Genomic DNA, 3,947 nt, shown 5'->3' on the forward strand with positions numbered 1-3,947 from the left:
TTTTTGAGACTTTAAACCTTTTGATGCTTTAAGGGCGAATGCTTCTATCTCTTCTTTTTTCATAATTACCTATCCTTAAAATGATTAAATTAATGATAGGCAATTACACAGATTTCAGGACAGGGTCTAAATCTTATATAATTTTTACTCTTAGCTTTATTATATTTGGGGCCGTCATTGCTTTACTCACCTCTTTTATTAATTACAAACTTCAATATACCAATATTGACAAAGGTATTCTGGCTCGCTTTGAGGCAGAAAAATCAGTAAAACTTGAATCTTTGCACCACTCATTAAACTCTTTAAACGAGATGGTCCAAACATTAGCAGTTAATAAGCTAACACAAGATTATATTCGCCAGCCAACCCCCACCAAGTTAGTTAATGCGCAATCATTATTTCTTGCCAGCGCTCAATCCAGTTCGTTAATTATGCAAGTGCGCTTTTTGGATAAAAATGGTCAAGAAGCGATTAGAATTGATCGTAGTAAAAACGGCAAAGAGGTATTTGTTGTACCAGATAATGAGTTACAGGATAAGCATTCCCGTTATTATTTTATTGAATCTGCACAACTCAGACCTCGCCAATTTTGGCATTCAAATCTTGACTTAAATTATGAAGGCGGAGTTCTTGAAAAGCCTATACGGCCAACCTTTAGGGTCGCAACCCCCGTATTTAGCGAGAATGTATTTTCCGGTATTGTGATTGTAAATATTGAGGCTGCGCAATTAATCCGAGCATTAACTCGCTCAGCTGATTTTGATACTATGATTATTGATGGCGACGGTGAATTTCTTTACCACAACGAAAAGGTGTTTTCGTGGAGTCGTTATCTTGAAGGACAATCTAATTTTCTTGATCTGTATCCTGTTATCGGCTCTAAAATATTACGGGAGCCAAATATTCGGTTTGATAAAATTTATAGTTTCAGCATCGGCCAACAATTTAATAATGGTGAAAATCTTCAAGCTATCCTACTTCCAAAAGCGGAAATGTTATCAAAATTAACAGCTAATAATTTACTTACTGCGTTAATCATCGCGTTGATTGTGATTGTAGTTTCGTTTCCCCTATCATGGATTGCGGCCATGGTGCCTTCCCGTTTACAATCACAACTGCAAGAAGTATTGGCTGATTTACAACGTAGTAATGAAGCACTTGATAATAACGTCATGTCTAGTACGACTGACAGAAATGGGCACTTTGTCAGTGCAAGCAACGCATTTTGTTTAACCACAGGTTATAACTTTGGTGAACTACAAGGACAAACACAAGAGCTGCTTTGCCATCCAGAGTGCGCTAAAACTGCCTACGAAAATATTTGGCGAACTATTCAAAACGGTCAGGTTTGGCGTGGTGAAATACGTAATTGTAAAAAATCCGGGCAAGAGTTTTGGGTAAATATGGTGATCACTCCGCAGTTCGATATCGATGGTAAAATAAGTGGTTATGCAGAAATATACGAAGACATTACGGATCGAAAAGCGATAGAATTATTGTCAATTACCGATGTGCTAACACAACTCTTTAATCGTCGTAAAATAGACCAGATACTCGAGGATGAAATGGCTCGCTATAACCGCAGCGAGCAAGTTTTTTCAGTTATTCTATTAGATTTAGACCATTTTAAGCAAGTTAATGATACTTATGGCCACCCCGCAGGTGATCGTGTTTTGATTGAAACAGCATTATGCCTTCAAAAAAACATAAGAAAAGTTGACTATGCGGGACGTTGGGGCGGGGAAGAGTTTTTGATCGTTTTAACTGGGACCGGTATAGCCGGCGCGGCGATTATCGCAGAGAAATTACGGCAGGTTATTAATCAGCACGATTTTCAACCAGTCAAACAACTTAGCGCAAGTTTTGGTGTGGCGCAATGCTTGACAGGCGAATCGCTTAATAAGCTTATTAGTCGTGTCGATATTGCTTTATATGAAGCTAAATCAGAAGGTCGAAATCGAGTATCAATAAGCCCTAGCGAATAATTGACCGTTATTGCCCTCATATTAGTAGAGAGGGGATTACTTCATTTTTTTGCTGCTAGCAAGTTGTGACTAAATCCCCCCTCTTTTTAATCTCGAGGCATATTTCTGATGTTTACCCTTTTTGTTCAGGAATGAATCCAAGCGAGATGAAGCTGGCTTTAATCTTGTACCGTTGATTGAATCAGTTACCCTTTTTACTATTAATTATATTTAACTTTGTAGCATATTGCATTAATAGCTCATCACTAACTGGTTTACTCATATAGTAACCTTGACCAATATGGCAACCTTCCTCCGTGAGGATTGCCATCTCATTTTCGGATTCAATTCCTTCTGCAATCACTTTCATGCCAAGGTTGCTACCAATATCAATAATACTTTTTACAATGGCTCTAGATTTAGGATCCTTATGTACCCCGAAAACAAAACTTTTATCAATTTTTAAAAAATCAATGTCTAAGTCACGCAAATAAGCAAAGGAAGAAAATCCAGTACCAAAGTCATCAATCGACAACTTAATATTGCGTGATTTTAGTTTGGCGATGGTCTTTTTTACGGATGATATATCATTAAGGAAAATAGATTCGGTTAGTTCAAGTTCAATCAGCGCTGGATTAATGGCGTTTTTATCAATTATTTTAAAAACTTGGTCGACAAAATGCTTATCTGAAAAATCCAGAGCCGTTATATTAAGTGATAAAGGGATATTTTCTAATACAGTGCCTTGCCAATGCTTTAGTGTTTTACAGGCTTTGTTAATCACCCAATAGGTAATAGATTTAATTAATCCGTTTTCTTCCGCAATATTTATAAAGCTATCTGGGTAGACCAACTCTTGTGCTGTTTTTTGCCAGCGAATAAGGGCCTCAACACTGTGTAATGAGTTGTTATTTAATGATATTTTGGGCTGGAAATGTAATATAAAATCATCATTTACTATTGCGTCACGGAGCTGGCTTTCAATATTGACCTTCTCTAAAGCTACTTTTTCGAGTTTATTATCAAACAAGTGATAAATATTCTTACCCAATTTTTTTGCCTGATACATCGCCATATCGGCTTTACGGATTAGCTCATCTGAATTTATTGCGTCATCTGGCGAGATACTGACACCAATGCTGCACGAGATATGATATTTTTTGTCTTTAATATAGAAGGGCACTTCACATAATTTTAAAATACGTTGGTTAATCTGAATGATATGGGCAATATTTTTAATATCTTCTAAGATAACGACAAATTCATCCCCACCGAGTCGGCCTAATATGTCTCCACTTTTCAATACTGATTGAAGGCGATTTGCAAACTCAATAAGGTATCGATCACCTTCTTGATGCCCAGCGGTATCATTGATTTTTTTAAAATCATCTAAATCGATAAACAGTAAACCTATCTTTGAATTATGTCTTTTGGATAATTTAATGGCATGATTTAGCTCTTCTAAAATCATTGCTCTATTGGGGAGTTCGGTCAGTGCATCATGATTTGCGCGGTATAATAATAGCGCTTCATTTTTTCGAATATTGGTTATATCCCGACAGCACCACATGCGACCAATATAGTGACCTTCGGTTATTTCCGGAACGCTATAAAACTCGTAGTAATTCCCGTTTATCGCTTCAAAAAAACCATGTAATGTAGTGCGTTCATTTTCTTTTGTTTCAACAGTATCACTTAAAAATTGTTGCTTATTGGATAGTCTGTTTAGAAATAAATCATATGATAATTTTTTATTTTCTTTTATATCATCAGGTGTCAGGCCTAAAAACTCAATTGCGGCTTGGTTAATGTTTTCTATTTCATTATTATTGAAACTAAATACAGCTTCCGTACTAGCATCGAATAATGCTTGTTGTTTCGCCAAAACCTTTTCTAGGTATAACTGGTTTTTTTTGTTTTCGGCTAAATTATCTTTTAAACTTGTATTAATTTCATTCAATTCATTAAAAGCTAATGTTAAGG

At 36.1% G+C, this 3,947-nt stretch carries 2 protein-coding genes; one reads left to right on the plus strand and one right to left on the minus strand.

Annotated elements, in window-relative coordinates; genetic code table 11:
* Positions 1-92 precede the first annotated feature (92 nt).
* Positions 93-1,985, plus strand: a complete 1,893-nt coding sequence (locus tag KSO91_RS16275; RefSeq protein WP_420830958.1) for a diguanylate cyclase — start codon at positions 93-95, stop codon at positions 1,983-1,985.
* A gap of 181 nt (positions 1,986-2,166) precedes the next feature.
* On the opposite strand, the gene KSO91_RS16280 is transcribed toward KSO91_RS16275, so the two are convergent.
* The coding region (locus tag KSO91_RS16280) for a putative bifunctional diguanylate cyclase/phosphodiesterase (protein ID WP_238744082.1) at positions 2,167-3,947 on the minus strand (1,781 nt) is incomplete at its 5' end.

The sequence above is a fragment of the Psychromonas antarctica genome, from assembly GCF_022267535.1.
In the GTDB taxonomy this organism is placed as follows: Bacteria; Pseudomonadota; Gammaproteobacteria; order Enterobacterales; family Psychromonadaceae; genus Psychromonas; species Psychromonas antarctica.

Bases quoted from the DNA above. Each gene is read 5' to 3' on its own strand.
- KSO91_RS16275 (WP_420830958.1), top strand. From the start codon at position 93: ATGATAGGCAATTACACAGATTTCAGGACAGGGTCTAAATCTTATATA.